The sequence below is a fragment of the Apibacter sp. B3935 genome, from assembly GCF_009827705.1.
Lineage (GTDB): Bacteria > Bacteroidota > Bacteroidia > Flavobacteriales > Weeksellaceae > Apibacter.
Map to the genome: position 1 here is coordinate 43,760 of NZ_WINL01000003.1, position 20,886 is coordinate 64,645.

Sequence of the window (20,886 nt, forward strand, 5' to 3'; positions counted from 1 at the left end):
GAAAAATTTTATTTTGATAAATTCAGAGAAAAAGAAAGCTATGAAAGTTCGTTCTTGCTTTCAAGTTTGCCTCAATTTATTAATAGAAAGGAAAATTTCATCAATTTTCAATTAAATTTAAATAATAAGATAAATATTAATAATCATCGTAAATTTTACAATAATTATGATATCAATTTTCATAAAATAAGTTGTAAGTCTTCTTATGAGAAAAAAAATATTGATTTAACATTTATAAATCAAAATAAAATTTTCGTTTCTACTCAATCAAAGTATCTTATTTATTATTTTTTTCACAAAAGCTACTATTTAGAGAAAAATTTCATTTTTAAGTTATATTGCAATTAATCTTCCTCTTATTCAGAAAGAAAAAGATTTTAATGTTTATAATTCTTTATCATAATTTTTTATTAAAAATTAAATTATAACTTATTAATTACGAATATTTAAAAGTTGTATTAATAAATAAATTTAGTTATTTTAAACTAATTAGATTTTTAAGATGCAACGACATTAATTGTTTCTTAAAACTGATCTTATACGTTGTAAAAAGAATAAAATTGTTTTATACTTAAAAGTTTGGTTAAGCTAAAGAAATAATATCGATATAATTATCTTATTGATAATGCCTCTATATAGGCTAAAATCTTAGTATTAATAAATGATACTTATAAATTTTTGGGTTTCCAATATTAAATATTGGATTTAAAAATATTAGGAGAAATATTAAGGTATAATCATGCTTTATTTCTTTGACATGTTTCTTTTGTTAATATTATTTTAAATATCATAATAAGTATATTTATTATAAATAAGAAGATGTAAAGGTTAAATTTAATTTATGATAATTATTTACTAAGGGTAAAACTCTTAACAAAAGCTATGAAAATAAACTTAATTATTGCTATTCTTATCATATTCCTATATAATTGTAATGAAGATAAAATTATTTATTCTAAAAAGAATAAAACACAAGAAAAGAGTATGGAGGAAGAAAGAAAAGGAGCAAAAGAAAATAGAAAAATTAGAAATATAAAAGAAATTCCTGATCTTTTAAATACTTTAAGAAATCAAGTTAAAATTGGGGCTAATACAAAATTTTTCAGTAATTTTTATTCTAAAAAAGATTTTGATGTTTTAGTATCAATAGAAGAAATAATACTAAAAAGTAGTGGATTTGAATTTCCAAATCAAGAAATATTTGATGAAAAAATTAAATCAATTTTTGGTAAAGTTATAGATTCACAATCAGAAAATTCATATTTAAAAATTAGTAGTCTTAAAGAAAATGATAAGTCATCTAAATACCAATATGATTATTCAAATATTAACAGTAATGTATATATAGTTGATAAAAAAAATTTTATAACATCATTTTTACCATTACCATACATTTTAGATTATCAGAATATATATCGCGATATTCCATTTGAAGAGCCCCCATATATAATTGATTCTACGGGTGAAATTACGATGACATTAAGATGGAAAGATATTGAGGAATTGCCTCAACAGGTAAACATAAATCAAAAAGTATTAATTTCTCGTAATAAGTATTTATTTAATGATGATTCAAGTCAATTTTCTTGGTTAATTAAACATGATTCACGCTTCATGAGAAGCTTAGTGATTGATTTAGGGTATACGGAAGATAAAAAATTATTGAAATGGGTAATAGAGAATACTAAATTGCCAAATTTTTATAAGCATGCTAATGATAATGATCTTGAGGAATTAGGTAAATTATTATGGACTAAAGATTATGATGGGAACGTACATATCAATCAGAATACGTTGGACGTATTCAAAGAGCTGTCAACTCCTAATAAAAATTTATATATCATGTATATTGCAGAATATCTTGCCAATAAATTAGAACATGAAAAAGAATTGAACATTTCATTAAAGGCAAAAATTGCTGCTTATCTTCTATACTGGGGAGAATCATTTAAATACGATAAATGTTACAACTATAATCAGATGTTTATGGGGCACTTTTATCGTTATAAAGATGATGGTAGATATGAAAAAGAATTTAAAAAAAATAATTATTACGGATTGCATAAATTTAAAGAATGGTATGAAGCTTCTAAACGAGAAAAAAATATATTTAATCATTATGATTATTATTTAGAAGGTGTTCCGCAACCGATAGATTATTATTTGTATAGTAAGAATAATAAATATGTAATTTAAAATTTAATTAAGTAATAGATTAATAGGAAAATATTTCATAAAGATTGAAGATTTAGTTTCTTATACTTTAAGCAATTAATGATTCATAAGAATTATTAAAATATATGCTTATAATTTTATTATGAAGATTTAAATTTTAAATAATAAGAGTTTTAGCATATTATAAAATCAATATTTACAATAAAATTGTTAATTTAAAAATATTAAATTCAGCTTAATCGTTTCAACAGTGATGTAAATATTTTAAAATTTAAGAAAAAATATATTTTTGTCATTAATTAAAAGCATTAATATTAAATATTATAATAATATATAATTATAATGTTTATTTGTATGTTAATATTATATAAATATACTAAATATAAAAATTGTAATTTTAGATTCTTCAAAATGTAATATATTTTTATTTATTTATAGTATTTAGTATATATCTTAGATTATTAGGTAATTTTTTTTTAATATGATTTTTTTCATATTTCGATTAAATTTATATTTAAAATTAAAATTATAAAATAAATTTATAATGAATTATATTATACGTGAATAAGCTATAATAAAGAAGATTTATTGTATAATGAAATTTTTTTTAATTAAAAAACTATATTTTGATAAAAAAAAATCAATAAAAAAAATAATTATTACGGGATTCCTCAATTTAATATAGTAATAATAGAATATCTTTGCTAAGTACAAATTTTAAATATTTAAGCACCTATTGTTATAGCCAAAACAACTAATTAGTGTAGTTTAAGCTCTCTTTTTTTTAAAAAAAAGAGAGCTTTTAATTGAAAACTCAAATAAAATTTAATCGATTAAATAAAATTATTTTTTGTTTGTTTAATGCTTTAAATTTATAGGCAAATAAATCCGTTTGTAACACTAGAATAATTTAAATATATGTTAATAACTTCCTCTTTTTTTTAATTATAGATAGTTTTACAGTAATTTTAATTAGTCATATTTAAATATTAATAAATGTGTATAAATTGAATAAAAAAAATAAATTCTTATATCAAATAAATTTATATATAAAAAGCTTTATTTAATATAATGCATGTAAAATATCTTAAAATTATTTAGAATCTTTATAAATATCTGTCAAAAAATTAAAACATCGTATATATTGATTTTAAAATTGTATATTTAAAAACCTAGCAAATAAATTTTCCTTTAAAAATACTTGTATTATTAAAAGGCTGTCATTAAACAGCAATAGTTAAGTAAAATTTAAATGTTACATTAAATAAACAAAGTAAAAAATAAATTTACTATATGATTTTTGATTTAGATATGATAAAAGCGGTATATAATCGCTTTCAGTTAAAGGTTGGAATGGCGCGAAAAGTAGTGGGGAGGCCTCTGACATATTCTGAAAAAATATTATATTCACATTTGTTTGATGAAAATCCATCTGAAGCATATAAAAGAGGAGAATCTTATGTAGATTTTGCACCGGATAGAGTAGCTATGCAGGATGCTACTGCACAAATGGCCTTATTACAATTTATGCAAGCCGGTAAGAAAAAGGTAGCGGTGCCGTCTACCGTTCATGCCGATCATTTAATTCAGGCCAGAGTTGGAGCCGATAAAGACTTGCAAGAGGCAATCAATAAAAATAACGAAGTATATAATTTTCTATCATCGGTTTCCAACAAATACAATATAGGATTTTGGAAACCCGGAGCGGGAATTATACATCAGGTAATTCTTGAAAATTATGCATTTCCGGGAGGAATGATGATAGGAACTGATTCTCATACGCCGAATGCAGGTGGTTTAGGGATGGTTGCCATTGGAGTTGGAGGAGCTGATGCGGTCGACGTTATGGCGGGTATGTCTTGGGAATTAAAATTTCCAAAATTAATTGGAATTCATCTTAAAGGTAAATTCAATGGCTGGACTGCACCTAAAGATATCATATTGGAAGTAACAGGTCTTTTGACCGTAAAAGGAGGTACGGGATGTATCATAGAATACTTCGGAGAAGGAGCAGAATCATTATCGGCTACTGGAAAAGGAACTATTTGTAACATGGGAGCGGAAGTAGGAGCAACTACTTCAATATTTGCTTATGACGAAAATATGTCAAAGTATCTAAAAGCTACCGGACGTACAGAGGTTGCAGACATGGCAGATAAAATTAAAGAGGAACTTCGTTCCGATAAAGAAGTTTATGAAAACCCGGAAAAATATTATGACCAGGTTGTTGAAATAGATTTAACTTCTTTAGAGCCTCATCTCAATGGTCCATTTTCTCCGGATATAGCAACACCTATATCTCGAATTAAAGAAGTAGCTGAAAAAAATGGATGGCCTTTAAAAGTAGATGTCGGATTAATAGGTTCTTGTACCAATTCTTCTTATGAAGATATTTCAAGAGCAGCCTCGATAGCGAAACAAGCAGCAGATAAAAAGATTAGTCCTAAAGCAGAATATATCATTACACCGGGGTCGGAATTGGTACGTTATACCGTAGAAAGAGACGGATATTTAGCTGTTTTCGATAAAATTGGAGGCAAAGTCTTTGCAAATGCATGTGGACCATGTATTGGACAATGGGCTAGAGAAGGGGCAGAAAAACAACAAAAGAATACTATAGTGCATTCTTTCAATAGAAATTTTGCTAAAAGAGCAGATGGAAATCCTAATACATATGCTTTTGTAGCATCTCCGGAATTAGTTACTGCATTGGCTATTGCAGGAGATCTAAGTTTTGATCCTAGAAAAGATAAATTGATAAACGATCTAGGAGAAGAGGTTATGTTGGACGAACCTCAAGGATTTGAGCTTCCACCGAGAGGATTTGAAGTAGATGATCCGGGATATCAAAAACCTGCCGAAGATGGTTCCGGAATACAGGTTCAAGTTTCACCTACTTCAGAAAGATTACAGTTGTTAGAAAGCTTCCCTGCATGGGACGGCAAAAATATTACCGGAATGAGATTGCTGATTAAAGCTTATGGAAAATGTACTACAGACCATATTTCTATGGCCGGACCTTGGTTAAAATACAGAGGGCATTTAGACAATATTTCAAATAATACTTTGATTGGTGCTGTAAATGCTTTTAACATGGAAACAAATAAAGTTAAGAATGAAGATACGGGGGAATATATGGCTGTTCCTGATTCGGCAAGAAAATATAAAGCAGATGGAGTTCCTACTATTGTTGTAGGAGATTATAATTATGGAGAAGGATCATCAAGAGAACATGCAGCTATGCAGCCACGTCATTTAGGAGTAAGAGCTGTTTTGGTTAAATCCTTTGCAAGAATACATGAAACAAACTTAAAAAAACAGGGGATGTTAGCTTTAACTTTTGGTAATCCCGAAGATTACGATAAAATTCAGGAAGATGATCTATTTAATTTTTTAGATTTAGATCAATTTGCTCCCGGAAATCCTATTACTATTGAATTAGTTCATTCTGATGGAACTAGAGAAAATATCATAGCCAATCATACTTATAATAATGGACAAATCGAATGGTTTAAGGCAGGCTCAGCATTAAATTTAATTAAGAAAAATGAGGGTAAGATCTAAAATAAAAAACAATCATAACAAAACACCGGTTCATTCCGGTGTTTTTTCTTTTAATAATATAATGATTGACCACTGAAATTTTGTCATTTTTAAATAAACATTTAAACGTGTAAACAGAGTGTACGTATCATTATTCGTTAAACTTTTCTTTTAAAAATTGTCCGGTATAAGATTCTTTACATTTAATAATTTCTTCAGGAGTGCCTTGAAAGACAATATTTCCTCCATTAATTCCGGCATCCGGCCCGATATCAACCAGATAATCTGCACATTTGATGATATCCGGATGATGTTCAATAACCATTACACTGTGGCCTTTCTCAATTAATGCATTAAATGATTTTAGTAATTTATTTATGTCATCAAAATGCAAACCGGTACTTGGTTCATCAAAAATAAATAAGGTATTTTCGGAAGAATTACCTTTTACCAAAAATGAAGCTAATTTAATTCGTTGAGCTTCTCCTCCGGATAGTGTACCGGATGATTGTCCTAATTCCAAATAACCTAAGCCCACATCTTGTAAAGGTTGCAATTTGGTTGCAATTTTATCCTGATTGTGTTCGTTGAAAAAGGCTATGGCCTCATCAATGGTCATTTCTAAGACATCAGCAATATTTTTACCTTCATATTTTACTTCCAAAACATCTTGCTTAAATCTTTTGCCATGACAGGTTTCGCATTCTAATTCAATATCTGCCATAAACTGCATTTCAACAGTTATAAATCCTTCTCCTAAACAAGTTTCACAACGTCCGCCCTCTACATTGAATGAAAAATGTTTCGGTTTGAAATTGTTAAGCTTACTTAGTTTTTGCTTGGAAAATAAATCGCGTATATCGTCAAAAGCCTTAACATAGGTAGCAGGATTAGATCGAGAAGATTTTCCGATTGGATTTTGGTCAATCAGTTCTAGATGTTTAATTTCCTTCCAATTTCCCTTTAATTCAGAAAAATTACCGGGTTTATCACCGTTTATTCCCAATTTTCTTTGTAATGCAGGAGTTAAGATATTTTTCATTAAGGTACTTTTACCTGAACCGCTTACTCCGGTTATAACCGTTAAACAGTGTAAGGGTAATTTAACATCAATGCCTTTTAAATTGTTTTGTCTGGCTCCCGTTATTTCAATAAATTCTTTAGTTTTTCTTCGAGTTTTAGGTATTTCAATTTTCTTTTCACCATTTAAATATTCGGCGGTTAATGTATGGGTTTGCATCATTTCCGAATAAGTGCCCGAAAATACGACATTCCCTCCCAGACTACCTGCTTTTGGTCCAATATCAACCAAATAATCGGCAGCTTTCATAATATCCTCATCATGTTCAACTACAACCACGGTATTTCCCAGATCTCTTAATTTTTCCAGAACAGTAATTAAGCGGTTGGTATCTCTTCCATGTAGTCCGATACTAGGTTCATCTAAAATATAGATAGATCCTACTAAACTACTTCCTAATGACGTTGCTAAATTAATTCGTTGAGATTCTCCCCCTGAGAGGGTATTAGAAGCTCGATTTAAAGTTAAATATCCTAAGCCAACGTCTAAAAGAAATTCAATTCTGCTATTAATTTCAAAAAGTAATCGTTTGGCAATTTTTTGTTGATATTCATTAAGCGTTAAATTTTTTATTATACCGTGTAACTGGTCTATAGGTAAATCAATCCAATCGTTAATCGAATATCCATTGATTTTAACGTAATTGGTTTCAGGTCGTAAACGTTTTCCTTTGCATTCTGGGCAAATAGTTTTGCCTCTATATCTGGAAAGCATTACTCTGTATTGAATTTTATATGTATTTTCTTCAACCATTTTGAAGAAATGGTTCAGGCTGGGAAAACTATGATCCCCTGTACCTTTCCATAAAATATCTTTTTGTTTATCTGTTAATTCGAAATACGGTTTATGAATGGGAAAGTTGAGTTTAGATGATTTTTTAATAAAATCATCTTTCCATTTACTCATTTTTTCTCCTCTCCAAGCAACAACAGCATCTTCATAGATGGATAAATTTTTGTTAGGAATTACCAGGTCTTCATCAATACCTAAAATTTTTCCATATCCTTCACAAACCGGACAAGCTCCATAAGGATTATTAAAGCTAAAAAAATGTATGGTAGGCTCCAAAAACTTAATTCCGTCCAGTTCAAAAGCATTAGAAAAGGTTTTAATTTCTTGGGTGTCAACATTTTTAATGGAACAAGAGCCTTTGCCTTCGTAAAAAGCTATTTGAACACTATCAGCAAATCTTTGTAAGAATTCCTCATTATGTTCAACGGAAAAACGTTCAATAACTAAATTTATAGGGGTATTGCTATCCGGTACAAATCCAAAACTTTCCAAATCCTCAATAGTAGCAATATTTCCACCAACTTCCAACCTGACATATCCTTGGCCTTTCAAAGTATTTAAAAATACTTTAAAATCTTTATCTATCGTAGTAATCGGAGCAGATAAGATGTATTTACCACCTTCCGCTAAAGAGAGTATATAATCGATAACATCTGTAACCTCATCTTTTTTTACTTCTTGTCCCGATATGGGCGAATAGGTTTTACCAACACGAGAAAACAATAGTCTTAAATAATCATAAATTTCAGTAGAAGTTCCTACGGTTGATCTAGGGTTTCCTGAAATGACTTTTTGTTGAATGGCAATTGCCGGAGCAAGTCCCTTAATGTCATCTACTTGAGGTTTCTCTAATTTTCCTAAAAATTGCCGCGCATAGGAGCTTAGGCTTTCCACATATCGTCTTTGACCTTCTGCATATAAGGTATCAAAAGCCAGGGTAGATTTTCCACTTCCGGATACCCCTGTTATTATGGTTAATTTATTTTTGGGAATGGAAACATCTATATTTCTAAGATTATGAAGATGTGCATTTTTTATGAAAACCACATCTTGATCTGGATGTGTTTTAATTTTATTATTTGTTTTCAAAAGTTTGTATTTGATTAGCTAAATTGAAAAGTAATGCTATTTTACTATAAATATAGTATATACAAAGGTAGGGAAATAAATAATTTTTTAAAAATGTAATTAGTATCGTATTAATTATAAAAAAAAACCATCCACTGGATGGTTTTTTCATTTTTTGATAACAATTTATGGAATCTATTATTTTGACAAGTCAACTGTTTCGGATACAGGTGCAGTTTTCATTACTGTTCTTATACCGTTTTTAGCATCGGTTTCAGAATCAAAATAAGAACTGGTCCCTACTAATTGTCCGTTTCCGGATTTTAAACTAAACATCCATTTTTTATTGGAAGCTTGTTTCACTTCAAAACGATCTTCATTTTTGGAATTTCTTTTTACTGAACTGATTCCTTTTTGACAATTTGTTTTTTGTGTATATCCATCACTTTCAAGAATAATTTGACCATTTTTTTCTTTTAATCTAAAGAAAAAAGCTCCTTCTTTGTCTTTGAAAATTTCAAACATATTGTTATACTATTTAGTGTTAATATGGCATAAGGTAGGAAAAAATCATGCCATTATTTTATAAACAAAACTATTCTGTATTTTTTAACAATAGATAAAAAATATGATAATATCATAGGATAGGCTAAAATAAAGGATTGTAGCTTATTTTGAATAAAATTTATAATTTAAATTTTAACATTTTTTAAGATAATTTTTACAACGGTGTACACAAAATTGTATACTGACATTTTTGCATTTTTCACTAGTTGCATGCAATTTTATATGATTTTAGTTTATCTTATATATACTTTATGGTTATATTTTTTCTTTGTAACCTTTATGTGTACAAAAATATTGTATTTTAAGCATTATGTTATACTGTTAAAAAATTAATATAATTTATGTTATTAAATTCATTAAAAATATGTGTAATTAAATTTTAATAAAAGAATTTTGTTTATAATTTGCTTTATAGAAGACGTTTTATATAATAGGGTGTAAATATTAGTAAGATTAAATGTCCTAATTATTAGTTAGATATAATACCATTTAATGGTAACGATTTTTTAGAAACGAATTATATTTGTAAAGAATAATATAAAATAATGGAGATAACCCCTTTACTTGAAGATTATATTGAAAAAAACAGTACAGAAGAACCGACTTTATTAAAAGAATTAAGGAGAGAAACGTATTTAAAAACGACACAACCACATATGTTGTCCGGTTTGTTGCAAGGAAGGCTACTAAGTATGATTTCGAAATTAATTTCTCCCCATTTAATAGTTGAAATAGGAACTTTTACCGGATATTCAACATTATGTTTAGCTGAAGGACTTTCAGAGTCCGGTAAAATAATTACAGTAGATAATAATCGCGAAACGGCATATATACCTAAAAAATACTTTTTAAAATCTGAATACTCCCACAAAATTAATTTTATTTTGGATGATGCTATAAATGTTTTACAAGAAATCAATCAGGAAATTGATATGGTTTTTCTGGATGCCGATAAAAAGAATTATAGTAAGTATGTTGAGATAGTTAAGCCAAAGTTGCGTTCAGGGGGAATAATAATAGCAGATAATATTTTATGGAAGGGAAAGGTTGTCGAAGATTTTAAAGATAAAAAAACGGAAAGTATAAGGGAATTCAATTCTTTTATGAGATCAGATTCATCACTAGAAGTGCTAATTTTACCTATCAGAGATGGTATAAGTATTGTTAGAAAAAAATAAATTTGCATTTATGAGTAAATCTATTTGCCAGGTAAGTGTTGCCCCAGTACGAAAAGAACCGTCTGATTCTTCAGAAATGGTTACTCAATTGTTGTTTGGAGAGCTATGTGAGATTTTAGAAGTGAAACAACAATGGGTTAAAATTAAAATTTATTTTGATGGCTATGAAGGATGGGTAGATTATAAACAGGTTTCCATTCTCAGTGAAATAGAATTTGCTAATTTTTCTCAAGATCATTCATATATATCTGAGCCTTTCAGCTTATTAATTTTAAATAATCAACCTTTTCCGGTTACCATTGGGGCAGAGGTTCACGGTGCTATTGATAATAGTGTTTTTAAATTAGCTCCCGATAAACATTTTTTTATTGATGAGACTTTATTAAAAGGAAAACAAAAAAAAGATCAAATTTTAGAATTGGCTTTTAAATACATAAACACTCCCTATTTGTGGGGGGGGAAAACAACCTATGGCATTGATTGCAGTGGCTTGGTTCAAATGGTTTATAAATTAGCCGGGTATAAATTACCAAGAGATGCCGGTCAACAAGCATTAGAAGGGCAAGTATTAAGTTTTATAGAAGAAGCAGAACCGGGAGATCTTGCTTTTTTTGAAAATCAGGATGGAAAAATTATACACGTGGGGTTTATACTTCCTGATCGGAAAATTTTACATGCCCACGGAAAAGTGCGCATTGACAATTTAGATTATACAGGGATATTTAATTCAGACCTTAATAAATATACGCATCAGTTGCGTTTTATCAGAAGAATATTCTAAATGAAATTAAAATATTCAAAATATAAATTTGAAGTTGCACTGGATGAAGTAGGAAGAGGTTGTTTGGCAGGTCCTGTAGTTGCAGCAGCAGTCGTGCTTCCTGAAGACTTTTTTAATGAAGAAATCAATGATTCCAAACAGCTAAGTGAAAGGAAAAGAAAAGAATTAGATAGTATTATTAGACAAAATGCAATTGATTATGCTATTGCAGAAGTTTCTCCACAAAAAATTGATGAAATTAATATTTTAAATGCCAGCTTTTTAGCTATGCATTTAGCTGTAGATAAATTAAAAGTTCAACCCGAATTTTTATTAGTTGATGGAAATAGATTCCATAAATATAAAGAAATACCGCATTTTTGTGCGATAAAGGGTGATGCTAATTATATGAATATAGCTGCTGCATCCATCTTGGCTAAAAATCACAGAGATTTTTTAATGGATAAATTCCATGAAGAATTTCCTGATTATTTATGGAAAAAGAACAAGGGGTACCCAACGATTGCTCATAGGCAAGCAATAAAAAAATATGGAATTACTTACCTTCATAGAAAGACTTTTAAACTGTTAGACAATCAATTATTCTTAAATTTATAAATTATAGCTTTTAAAGCTCATTGTATAAAGATATAATTGACATAAATTTTTTATCTTTACAACTTATATATTCAAGAACATAAAATAAAAGTGGATTATTTAAGGTTAATAAGGATCAAGCAATGGTTAAAAAATCTTTTTGTATTTCTTCCTATATTTTTTGCAGGTAAGATTTTGGATTTGCATTTATTGTTAAATTCAATAGTCGCTTTTTTTTCGTTTTCATTTATAGCCAGTTCAATTTATATAATTAACGATTATATAGATATTGAAAAAGATAAAATGCATCCTGAAAAAAAAAATAGACCTCTGGCCGCCGGGAAGATACGAATTAATCATGCAATTATTGTTTTTCTATTTCTAGTTCTTGCATCCTATTTTATGGGGTATCTTATTCATTCTTGGGGAGTAATTTTAATAATTTCGGTTTACTTTGTAATGAATTTAGCTTATAGCTTTAAATTAAAGCAAATTGCTATTATAGATGTAGTGATTATTGCCTTAGGATTTTTACTAAGGATTTATATGGGAGGATTTGCAACAAATTTACCCATTACTGTATGGGCGATATTAGTTACCTTTTTTTTAGCACTAGTTATGGCTTTAGGGAAAAGAAGGGGAGAATTAATAAACGTTCAATTAACCGGCGAAACTAGAAAAGCATTAGACGGATATAATCTTCAATTTATAGATATTGCAATTACGATGGTTTCTACCTGTTTTGTCGTTTGCTATATTATGTATACCTTAGATCCTGTAATAAAAATGAACTTCCATTATTATATTGTATATACTTCTTTGTTTGCGTTAATTGGTATACTAAGGTATTTACAATTAACTTTTGTATATAATAAAACAGAATCTCCTACCAAGGTGCTTTACAGAGACTTATTTCTCCAAATAGACTTGGCAATTTGGGTTGTGATGATTTTTATACTAAAATATTTAAATTAAAAAGATGAGTGAAATTGAAAATAAAATAAATATAACTAATTGGGGGAAATATCCGGTAGTTAAAACTAATTTTCATATAACATCTGACGTAAAAGAAATAGTAAAAATAATAAAAAATAGTACTTCAATTATTGCAAGGGGAAACGGAAGGTCATATGGCGATAATTCGTTAAACAGCGATCATATTTTATCTACTCTGCGATTAAATAAATTTTTATCCTTTGATAGAGAAAAAGGTATTTTTGAATGTGAATCCGGAGTTATTTTGTCTGATATTCTTGATGTAATTGTTCCCGAAGGTTATTTTTTACCTGTAACACCGGGTACTAAATTAATTACGGTTGGAGGAGCTATAGGATCTGATGTTCATGGAAAAAATAATCATTCAGAAGGTTGTTTTGGAGATTATTTGATTGATTTCAAAATAATCACCCAAGATGGAGAAATAAAAAAATGCTCCCGTGAGGAAAATTCCGATTTATTTTGGAATACCATTGGAGGTATGGGATTAACCGGTATCATCATTTCTGCAAAATTTACTTTAAAAAGAATACAGACGGCTTATATTAAACAAAAAGTTTTAAAGGCTGAAAACCTTGAGGAAATTTTTAAATTTTTCGAGGAATGTGAAAACTGGACGTATAGTGTAGCATGGATTGATTGCCTACAAAAAGGCAACCAAATGGGGAGATCAATATTAATGGTGGGTGAACATGCAAAGTTGTCGGAATTACCCACTCAATGGAAAGAAAATCCATTACAAACTAAGAAAAAATTAAAATTAAATGTTCCTTTTGATTTTCCGTCATTTGTGTTGAATACATGGTCTGTTAAGGCTTTTAATTTTTTATATTATTTGAAACAAAGAAAAAAAATCATAAGTAATGTAGTAGACTATGATACCTTTTTCTACCCTTTAGATGCGATCAACAATTGGAACAGAATTTATGGTAAAAATGGGTTTATACAATATCAATTTATAATACCCAAAAAGGTAGGTAAAGAGGGAATGACAGAGATTTTAAAAACTATAGCAAAAAGCGGCCAAGGTTCATTCCTTGCAGTTTTAAAATTATATAAAAAAGGTAATATAAATGCTCATAATTCGTTTCCTATTGACGGATACAGTTTAGCATTGGATTTTAAAATCAATAAAAAATTACCATTTCTAGTTAAGGAATTAGATGAAATAGTTGAACATTATGGAGGAAGGATTTATTTAGCCAAAGATTCCATGTCTAAAAAATCACTTATAGACTATGTCAAAGTTCCTGAAACGGGTAAATTTGATTCTTTACAAAGAAAAAGAATTACCAATTATTTATCTTGATAATGGCGGGTTATAAGATAGTTAAATATTGGATTCTCATCATAATTACATTATTAAGTATTACTTTATTACCTTTGTTTTTGCCGTTTGGTGGTATTACACCTGATTCATTATCTTATTTTAAGATTGCAAAGGAAATACCGAATGGTAAAAGTAATTTGTTTCCTATCGGATATCCAATAGTTTTAAGAATTGGATATTTTTTTACAAATGAGTTTTATTTTGGTTCTCGAATTATTAGTTGCTTAAGTTTTACTCTTATAATTGGCATCTCATATTTTAAAAAATTTTATTTTAAGGAGACGGCTTTACTGGTTACTTTAAAATTTATTATATCTCTTTATATTCTTTCTATTTCTGAAAGTATTTTCTTGACACTTTTTTATATTTTAATCTTTTATTTAAATAAATTATTGACAGAAAACAAATTAAAATTTAAAATTATTTATCCGGCAGTTATCTTAACTGTATTTTTAACTTTAGTACGATATACAGGCTTATATATTTTTATAGCAATAACAATATACTTTATATGTTATACAATTAAATATAAGCTCTTCAATAAACTTATTTATAAAAATTATTTTTATTATTTGTTATTTTCATCTTTAGGAATCAGTATATATTTAATATATAATTACCTGGAATTTGGAAGTTTTTTTGGCGAGCATATAAGATCAGCTCCCTCATTGGATAGCCTATGGAAACATACCTTAGATAATTTGTTAGGTGTACTAAATGTTGTTAATCCTATATTTTCAATTAAAATACTGGAACCAACGTCGGCAGTAATTTTTATAATGATAGGTATATTGATAATAGATTTATTCTTTTTACTAACCTATATATGGTTTTATAAAAGGCCTTTTAAAGGTAAAGTTACCACATTTCATCAATTATTACTGACTATAGGATGTATATATCTCATTTTAATGTTTATTTCAGAATTTACACAGGGAATAGAATCATTAAACACAAGAATGTTGGCTCCGGCATCTTTCTGTTTTTGTTTTTCATTTTTAATATTATTTTTTAAAACTTATCCCAACAAATTGCATTATATTTTTATGTTAAGTATTTTATCGTTAGCAATAAATATAATATATCAACTGAAATCGCCGGTAAATTACCTTTCTTATAGAGTAAAAGTGATAAAAATTTTAAAAGAAAGAAAAAATCTAAAATATTTTTTAAATGATACGGGTAACGATCATGTTTCGATATATAAAATTCCATTACTTAATAAAAAATTTGAATACTTTCATCCTTATTTACAATCAGGTTATATAAATTCTAATATTGTAAGATCAATTAATCCTGACATCCAAACCATTCAAAAAGACAATTCAATTACAAATAAAAGTTTAATATTATACAATTCCGAAATAAAATGATAATTCTAGGAGCAACTTCAGACATCTCTCAAGCATTTATTAATAAATTATTATCTGAAAATATAAACAGGTATCCCAAAATATATTTAATAACGTCAAACCCGGAAGAAACCCAACGATTATCAAAGCATATTTTAATTAAGTTTAAACAAGATTCCGAAATTATAAATTTTGATTTAACTAAAGATGTTGATTATTCTGTATTTGATTTTATTGATTCGGATTTATTGTTTTGTGCGACAGGTTTTTTAGGGAAAAATACAGAAGCGGGATTATATGATGAATATAATACACAAAGGATTCTTGAAATAAATTATTCTAAACTTGTACCATTAGTAAATTATTTTGCTCAAAAATTTGAAAATAAAAAATCAGGAACTATCATCGGATTATCATCTGTTGCCGGACTTCGGGGTAGGCAAAGTAATTTTATTTACGGGAGTTCTAAAGCCGGATTTATGGTTTATTTAGATGGTTTGCGTAATTATCTTTATCATAAAAATGTTCATGTTATGACCGTTCTTCCCGGATTTATGGATACCAAAATGACTTTGGGAATGGCATTACCCAAACTCCTAACCGCTTCACCGCAACAAGCCGCAGACATTATTTATAAAGCATATAAGAAGAAAAAAAATAAAATTTATATAACGGGCATCTGGAGATATATAATGCTAATTGTAAGGAATATTCCGGAATTTATATTTAAAAAATTAAAGATGTAAATTATGATCATTTAAATTAATGAAAAAAATTTTATCATATTTTTCCTTAAAAGAAATTGATATATATTTAATTGGCTTTTTATGTATATCAACCTTATTTTTTAATTTTTTACTTATAAATTTATTTTTAAATCTCAAGATAGAATCTAACTTATTTGTTTTTCCTTTAGCTATAATTCTGTCCTATTTTTTAGCATTATTTAAATTTCCAACAAGCAAGGTAAATGGAACCATGTTTTATTTTACTGCTTTTGTATTAATTACAATAGTCATTAATAGCTTTATCATTGATTTTAGTCAGGATGGCATGTTATATCATAAAGGTATTATCTTGGAAATTAGTAAAAAATGGAATCCTATATACGAAGAGATGACAAAAGATATTCCTTTTCAATATGTATATAATCATTATGTAAAAGGAATTGAATTTTCGCAATATTCTGTTTACTGTTTAACTCGTAATATTGAATCTTCCAAGGTTATCAATTTTTTATTTTTATTATCATCTTTATGTTTTACATATCTTAGTATCAAGAAAATATTTAATAAAAAAATATTTTCAGTAGTATTTACTTTGTTTTTAAATGCTAATCCTATTGTAATTAATCAACTATTTACCTTTTACGTAGATGGAATAATTTATTTATCATTATTAATAAGTTTGTCACTATTACTCTTAAAATCCTTTAATGAGAAATGGCCTTATTTAGACTTGCTATTATTAATGATCGTTGTTTTATTTGTTAATATAAAGTTGACATCATTTGTATTAGTACTTTGTCTGTTCTTTTTTTACTTTATTTACTTATTAAATAAAAAAAGGATAAAAGAAATTATATATAATTTAAAATTATTAATACTTTCAGGAATAATAATAGGAATTGTTTCCTGGTATCCTTTTGGGCAAAATTTACTTAAAAAGGGGAATCCCATATATCCTGTTGTTGGAAAAAATAAAATTGATATTATTGAACATCAAAGGCCGCCATCATTAAAAGATGATTTATCAATTATTGCTGCTTTTAAATCTCTATTTTATAGAGTTAACCATGCTCCACATTCTTGGTCAAATGGTACTATAAATGAAAATATCGAAGAATTTAAAATACCTTTTACCTTTAAATTTTATGAGATTAAATATTCATCAATAGCATGTGCTAGAATTTCAGGATTCGGTTTCTGGTTTAGTGGAATTTTTATACTAGCAATTGTATTGTTTATAGCACTATGCTTTTATCTAAAAAAAGATCAAAGAAATTTAATGTTATTCTTTGTGATGTTTATTTTTACTAGCATCTTACCTTATATACAAGGGGCATGGTGGGCTCGTTTTATACCACAATTATGGATTTTTCCGATCTTAATTTTTTTTCTAACTTATTATTTCGGCAACACAATATTAAAAGTTGTTAGCCAAATTAGTTTAGTTTTAGTTGCTATTATGATATTTATTATAGGAGGATACAACTATAGTAAAACTATATATAATAGTTATGAAAAAAGAAAATGTCTGTCTATGTTAAAAAAGTGTTTTGGCGATAAAACTATTAAAATAAAAGTCGATTATGATAGTGAAGAATTCTATTTTAAAGAATATGGGGTAAACGCCCAAGTTGTTTCGATAAAAGATTTCGAAAAAGATAAAAAGAATTATTATTTATTTAAAAAATATTATTATATTAAAAAAGATGGAGAATAATTGTTTATATATATTTGACTTTGATGGAACGTTAACAAACAAAGATACTTTATTTGATTTTTTACAATTTTCTTTTCCTCATAAATACAAAAAAGTCTTTATTAAATTTATTCCTTTATTTATATTGGTAAGATTTAAAATATTCGATGCAGGAAAAATTAAGCAAAAATTTATCTCTCAATTTTTAAAAGGTAAAACACGTTTAGAATTAGAAGAATTAGCTCAATATTATTTTGAAAGTAGGAAAAATACTATTATCAGGTCCAAGGCATTGGAATACATAAGAGCGTTATCAAGAGAACCCAATAAATATATCGTCACAGCTTCCTTAGATCTATGGGTTAAGCCTTTCGCAAAATATTTAGGATTACGTTTGATTTCTACAGAAGCAGAATATATTGATGGAGTATTTAACGGTAAATTTGCTACACCCAATTGTAATTATAAGCAGAAAGTAGTTAGAATAATTAGTGAAATACAATTAGCCCATTATTCCAAAATATACGCATTTGGAGATAGTAAAGGAGATAAAAATATGTTAGAACTTGCGACAGATCCTTTTTATCGTCATTTTGAATAAAAATGTAGTAAGTTCAGAAAAAAAACTACTAGTAAAATTCCTGATTTAATCCGATATTCTGTATATTTATTTTTATAAGTTTATAATAACTCCAATAGAACCATGGCTGCCAAGCTCTGCAAATGCACCAAATTTATCATCGAAGAAATAACGATACCCAATATGTGCACCTATACCAAAACCGCCATTTCTTCCTCCTATATTTATTCCGGGATATAAGTCCATAGTATGAGGAAGATCTAAGAGATCATTTAAATGAAAATTAGCCCGTCCATAAATAAAAAAATTATCATCATCGGCACTCCAGTAAAAATCGGTACCACCACCAATGGAAAGCCAATCCATTACTCCGTAATCATAACTAGCAGTAATTCCGGTTCCATACCCAAAAGCATTAATTCCTAACTGTACTTTTTGGTCTCCAATACCTCTAAAACTCTGAGCATGGGTAAAGGAAATCAGCCCTAAAAAATAAAAAAGTACTAATAATTTTTTCATTATATTATGGTTCAGGTTAATCGTCTATTTCTAAGATATCGTTGATGAATGAGCAAGATACTTTAAATCGTAAGGGTTCTTCTTGAGTAATAAAATCTTCACAATAGCCTTGCCATATAAGTTTTAAATTACCCTGTTCATCTTTACCGAATTTCAATTCATTATTGTCTGTTTCCAAATCCTCCTCATCATTTAAATTCAGATTTGTATAATATAATTCTTCTACTTCGCCATTTTCATTTTCTTTTTCATCATATGAAGGTATTTGAAATGATTTTCCGCAAAGTTGCTGTATAGTTTTTACTGGAATTTCGAAATCTTCAATGGAAAAAGACACTTGCGGGTATTCATTTTGATATGAGTCTTCTTCTACGTGATCTAAATCATCATCTGATTCTATTTCAACTACTAATGTATTTTTCTTGTTAAGAAAAACAACCTTACAAAAACATTTCCTGATGTGATACACTAAGGTTTCATCAGGATGATAAAACTTAATAAGCCCTTTCATCTATTTGTTATATAACGTGTTGCAAAAATATATATTGTGTTATTTTATAAAATTTATTTACTTAAAATAAAAACTATTTTATTCAATTCCTTTAAGGATAAAATATGATTTTTTTCCTCTTTGAAGTAAAACGTATTTTCCTTGAATTAAATTTGATTCATTAATAATAAAATCATCGCTAATTTTTTCTTGATTAACAGAAATTGATTTTTCCTTTAGAGCTCTTTTAGCTTCATTTTTTGAAGATAAAAAACCGGTTATTTCTGATAATGCATCAAGAATTGAAATTCCGTTTTTAAGAATATTTAAAGAAACTTCTTTTTGCGGAACCCCTTCGAATAAAGATAAAAAAGTAGTTTCATCTAAAGATAGGAAATCTTCCTTAGTTGATTTTCCAAACAAAATAGAGGAAGCTTTAATGGCCTTATCCGTTTCTTCCTTACCATGAACCCAACGGGTGACTTCTTCAGCTAATTTTTTTTGTAAAATCCTAAGGGATGGATTTTCATTATGATTTCTAATTAATGATTCAATTTCTTCCTTGGAGAGGAATGTATATATTTTTATATATTTTTCAGCATCAATATCTGTTATATTTAACCAGAATTGATAAAATTTAAAAACGGAAGTTCTATTTACATCTAACCAAACATTTTCACCGCCCTCACTTTTACCGAATTTAGTACCATTAGCCTTTGTTGTTAATGGACAAGTTAAAGCAAAAGCTTCTTCACCGATTTTTTTTCTAATAAGTTCCGTTCCTGTGGTCAAATTTCCCCATTGGTCGGAACCACCCATTTGAAGTTTAACTCCTTTATCTTTGTACAAATGATAAAAATCAAAACCTTGTAAAAGTTGATATGTAAATTCTGTAAAAGACATACCCTCTTGATATTCACCGTTTAATCTTTTTTTGACGGAATCTTTAGCCATCATATAATTAACGGTTATATGCTTTCCAATATCACGGGCAAAGTCTAAAAAAGTAACATCCTTCATCCAGTCATAATTATTAACCAGTATGGCAGCATTTGACTTGTTACTGTCAAAGTCTAAAAATCGTTCTAATTGAGATTTTATTCCTAAAATGTGCTTTTGTAAAGTTTCACTGTCCAGTAAATTGCGCTCTGTGCTTTTTCCGGATGGATCACCGATCATACCTGTGGAACCACCCACTAAAGCAACAGGCTTATGACCATGTCTTTGAAAATGAACTAAAAGTAAGATAGGCACCAGGCTTCCTACATGAAGAGAATCTGCAGTCGGATCAAAACCAATATAACCCAGCGTCATTTCCTTATTTAATTGTTCTTCTGTTCCCGGGATTATATTATGAATTAATCCCCTCCAAGTTAACTCTTCAATAAAAGAATTCATATGTTAGATTTTTCAACAGGCAAATTTATAATTTTT

At 28.0% G+C, this 20,886-nt stretch carries 16 protein-coding genes; 11 read left to right on the forward strand and 5 right to left on the reverse strand.

The window, feature by feature from the left end; all coding sequences use genetic code 11:
- Window positions 1-882: 882 nt before the first annotated feature.
- Together GFV00_RS06105 and GFV00_RS06110 are read left to right on the forward strand one after the other, a co-directional pair.
- Window positions 883-2,196, forward strand: coding sequence for a hypothetical protein (locus GFV00_RS06105; protein ID WP_160557635.1), 1,314 nt, complete (start codon window positions 883-885; stop codon window positions 2,194-2,196).
- 1,272 nt (window positions 2,197-3,468) lie between these two features.
- The gene (locus GFV00_RS06110) at window positions 3,469-5,739 is read left to right on the forward strand and encodes an aconitate hydratase (RefSeq protein ID WP_160557634.1); all 2,271 of its coding nucleotides are present in this window, start codon (window positions 3,469-3,471) and stop codon (window positions 5,737-5,739) included.
- 130 nt (window positions 5,740-5,869) lie between these two features.
- Here the strand turns inward: GFV00_RS06110 and uvrA are convergent, their stop codons facing one another.
- On the reverse strand, window positions 5,870-8,680 hold the full coding sequence (gene uvrA, locus GFV00_RS06115) for an excinuclease ABC subunit UvrA (RefSeq protein WP_185149996.1): 2,811 nt from the start codon (window positions 8,678-8,680) through the stop codon (window positions 5,870-5,872).
- A gap of 177 nt (window positions 8,681-8,857) precedes the next feature.
- Window positions 8,858-9,184 carry a YegP family protein gene (locus GFV00_RS06120; RefSeq protein WP_105296398.1) on the reverse strand — a complete coding sequence of 109 codons (327 nt, stop codon included), beginning with the start codon at window positions 9,182-9,184 and terminating at the stop codon, window positions 8,858-8,860.
- A 587-nt stretch (window positions 9,185-9,771) separates the two neighbouring features.
- Here GFV00_RS06120 and GFV00_RS06125 point away from each other — a divergent pair.
- The 9 genes from GFV00_RS06125 (at window position 9,772) to GFV00_RS06165 (ending at window position 18,464) form a co-directional block, all read left to right on the forward strand.
- A complete protein-coding gene (locus GFV00_RS06125) occupies window positions 9,772-10,404 on the forward strand; it encodes an O-methyltransferase (protein ID WP_160557633.1) in 633 nt (210 codons plus the stop codon).
- Between the two features lie 10 nt (window positions 10,405-10,414).
- Window positions 10,415-11,185 (forward strand): C40 family peptidase, encoded by a 771-nt coding sequence (locus GFV00_RS06130; protein ID WP_160557632.1) that lies wholly within the window; start codon window positions 10,415-10,417, stop codon window positions 11,183-11,185.
- Window positions 11,186-11,782: a ribonuclease HII gene (locus GFV00_RS06135; protein WP_160557631.1), complete on the forward strand. Its 597-nt coding sequence runs from the start codon at window positions 11,186-11,188 to the stop codon at window positions 11,780-11,782.
- A gap of 90 nt (window positions 11,783-11,872) precedes the next feature.
- Window positions 11,873-12,736 carry a decaprenyl-phosphate phosphoribosyltransferase gene (locus tag GFV00_RS06140; RefSeq protein ID WP_160557630.1) on the forward strand — a complete coding sequence of 288 codons (864 nt, stop codon included), beginning with the start codon at window positions 11,873-11,875 and terminating at the stop codon, window positions 12,734-12,736.
- A gap of 4 nt (window positions 12,737-12,740) precedes the next feature.
- A complete protein-coding gene (locus GFV00_RS06145) occupies window positions 12,741-14,066 on the forward strand; it encodes an FAD-binding oxidoreductase (RefSeq protein ID WP_160557629.1) in 1,326 nt (441 codons plus the stop codon).
- Window positions 14,067-14,659: 593 nt separating this feature from the next.
- Window positions 14,660-15,460: a hypothetical protein gene (locus GFV00_RS06150; protein ID WP_160557628.1), complete on the forward strand. Its 801-nt coding sequence runs from the start codon at window positions 14,660-14,662 to the stop codon at window positions 15,458-15,460.
- Window positions 15,457-16,185, forward strand: a complete 729-nt coding sequence (locus tag GFV00_RS06155) for an SDR family NAD(P)-dependent oxidoreductase (protein WP_160557627.1) — start codon at window positions 15,457-15,459, stop codon at window positions 16,183-16,185. Before GFV00_RS06150 ends, GFV00_RS06155 begins: the two co-directional genes overlap by 4 nt.
- A gap of 19 nt (window positions 16,186-16,204) precedes the next feature.
- Window positions 16,205-17,884: a hypothetical protein gene (locus tag GFV00_RS06160; RefSeq protein ID WP_160557626.1), complete on the forward strand. Its 1,680-nt coding sequence runs from the start codon at window positions 16,205-16,207 to the stop codon at window positions 17,882-17,884.
- Window positions 17,874-18,464, forward strand: a complete 591-nt coding sequence (locus GFV00_RS06165; protein WP_160557625.1) for an HAD-IB family hydrolase — start codon at window positions 17,874-17,876, stop codon at window positions 18,462-18,464. The genes GFV00_RS06160 and GFV00_RS06165 overlap by 11 nt, the downstream gene beginning before the upstream one ends.
- 72 nt (window positions 18,465-18,536) lie before the next feature.
- Here GFV00_RS06165 and GFV00_RS06170 read toward each other — a convergent pair whose 3' ends face one another.
- From GFV00_RS06170 to tyrS, 3 genes are all read right to left on the reverse strand, one after another.
- Window positions 18,537-18,962, reverse strand: coding sequence for a DUF6646 family protein (locus tag GFV00_RS06170; RefSeq protein WP_160557624.1), 426 nt, complete (start codon window positions 18,960-18,962; stop codon window positions 18,537-18,539).
- 16 nt (window positions 18,963-18,978) lie between these two features.
- Window positions 18,979-19,473: a hypothetical protein gene (locus tag GFV00_RS06175; protein WP_160557623.1), complete on the reverse strand. Its 495-nt coding sequence runs from the start codon at window positions 19,471-19,473 to the stop codon at window positions 18,979-18,981.
- Between the two features lie 78 nt (window positions 19,474-19,551).
- Window positions 19,552-20,850: a tyrosine--tRNA ligase gene (gene tyrS / locus GFV00_RS06180; RefSeq protein WP_160557622.1), complete on the reverse strand. Its 1,299-nt coding sequence runs from the start codon at window positions 20,848-20,850 to the stop codon at window positions 19,552-19,554.
- Between the last annotated feature and the right edge of the window lie 36 nt (window positions 20,851-20,886).

Coding starts and splice junctions, on each gene's coding strand:
- GFV00_RS06105 (WP_160557635.1), top strand. CDS start 883: ATGAAAATAAACTTAATTATTGCTATTCTTATCATATTCCTATATAAT.
- GFV00_RS06110 (WP_160557634.1), top strand. CDS start 3,469: ATGATTTTTGATTTAGATATGATAAAAGCGGTATATAATCGCTTTCAG.
- GFV00_RS06120 (WP_105296398.1), bottom strand. CDS start 9,184: ATGTTTGAAATTTTCAAAGACAAAGAAGGAGCTTTTTTCTTTAGATTA.
- GFV00_RS06125 (WP_160557633.1), top strand. CDS start 9,772: ATGGAGATAACCCCTTTACTTGAAGATTATATTGAAAAAAACAGTACA.
- GFV00_RS06130 (WP_160557632.1), top strand. CDS start 10,415: ATGAGTAAATCTATTTGCCAGGTAAGTGTTGCCCCAGTACGAAAAGAA.
- GFV00_RS06135 (WP_160557631.1), top strand. CDS start 11,186: ATGAAATTAAAATATTCAAAATATAAATTTGAAGTTGCACTGGATGAA.
- GFV00_RS06145 (WP_160557629.1), top strand. CDS start 12,741: ATGAGTGAAATTGAAAATAAAATAAATATAACTAATTGGGGGAAATAT.
- GFV00_RS06155 (WP_160557627.1), top strand. CDS start 15,457: ATGATAATTCTAGGAGCAACTTCAGACATCTCTCAAGCATTTATTAAT.
- GFV00_RS06160 (WP_160557626.1), top strand. CDS start 16,205: ATGAAAAAAATTTTATCATATTTTTCCTTAAAAGAAATTGATATATAT.
- GFV00_RS06165 (WP_160557625.1), top strand. CDS start 17,874: ATGGAGAATAATTGTTTATATATATTTGACTTTGATGGAACGTTAACA.
- GFV00_RS06170 (WP_160557624.1), bottom strand. CDS start 18,962: ATGAAAAAATTATTAGTACTTTTTTATTTTTTAGGGCTGATTTCCTTT.
- GFV00_RS06175 (WP_160557623.1), bottom strand. CDS start 19,473: ATGAAAGGGCTTATTAAGTTTTATCATCCTGATGAAACCTTAGTGTAT.
- tyrS (WP_160557622.1), bottom strand. CDS start 20,850: ATGAATTCTTTTATTGAAGAGTTAACTTGGAGGGGATTAATTCATAAT.